This window comes from Youngiibacter fragilis 232.1 (genome assembly GCF_000495435.3).
In the GTDB taxonomy this organism is placed as follows: domain Bacteria; phylum Bacillota; class Clostridia; order Clostridiales; family Clostridiaceae; genus Youngiibacter; species Youngiibacter fragilis.
This window is the reverse complement of record NZ_AXUN02000226.1, coordinates 1-1,020: the sequence shown is the minus strand read 5'-3', so window position 1 is coordinate 1,020 and position 1,020 is coordinate 1. Positions and strand designations below refer to the sequence as shown.

At 41.3% G+C, this 1,020-nt stretch carries 1 protein-coding gene; it reads left to right on the top strand.

What is annotated here, in order from left to right; translation table 11 throughout:
* Window positions 1–47: 47 nt before the first annotated feature.
* On the top strand, window positions 48–1,020 hold a 973-nt coding region (locus T472_RS17940), incomplete at its 3' end, for a transposase (protein ID WP_023863766.1).

Genomic DNA, 1,020 nt, shown 5'->3' with positions numbered 1-1,020 from the left:
TATGTGGTACTATTAGTATAGGGTTATCTTATTTTTCGAGGTGCAGCATGATTAATTTCCAAACTGAAATGTCCTTAAGCAAGTATTCTTGTCTCTATGATTTAATCATCCCCAAGAACCATGTTCTTCGTCGTATTTCTGAGGAGATTGACTTTTCAAAGATCGAAGATGAGCTAATCAATAAGTATTGTCTGGATAACGGAAGGAATGCCATCCCTCCTATAAGACTTATTAAGTATTTGGTCCTGAAGGAGATGTACACACTATCAGATGTAGACCTTGTTGAGCGTTCAATGTACGACATGTCCTTCAAGTTTTTTCTAGGATTGACCCCGGAGGATGAAGTCATCCATCCCAGCTCACTTACCAAGTTCAGGAAGCTTCGCCTTAAGGATACCAACATACCTACTGAGCTTGTTAATCTAAGTGTAGGTTATGCCATCAAGAAGAGTTTAATCAAGACAGGAACCATAATAGTGGATTCTACTCACACGAAGAGCCAGTTCAACCTGAAGTCACAAAGGGAAATTCTAATCGATAGCTGCAAGAACCTTAGAAAAGCGGTATACCACATAGATGAAAGTTACAAGGACAGGATGCCTGCGAAAGTAACAAGCGGTATCTATGAAGACCAGATTGAATATGCAATAAAGCTTACCAGTCTGATAAGGTCTGATGAAGAAATAATAAAGAATCCGACTATAATGGAGGCACTGAACTATGTGGAAGAGGTGCTCGCAGACAATCAGGAGCACATTGCCCGCTCTAATGACTCAGATGCACGTGTAGGCCACAAGACTGCTGACACTTCTTTCTTCGGATACAAAACACATCTCGCACTTACCCCTGAGAGAATACTAACTGCCTTCACCATCACCTCCGGAGAGAAGCCAGATGGAAAAGAGCTTGAAGGGTTGATTGCCATGACAGAAAATGCAGGAGTGCAGGTTGATTCAGTAGTTGGAGATTCTGCGTATTCCGAAAAGGATAATCTGGAGATGGCAAAAGTACGTAAAATAA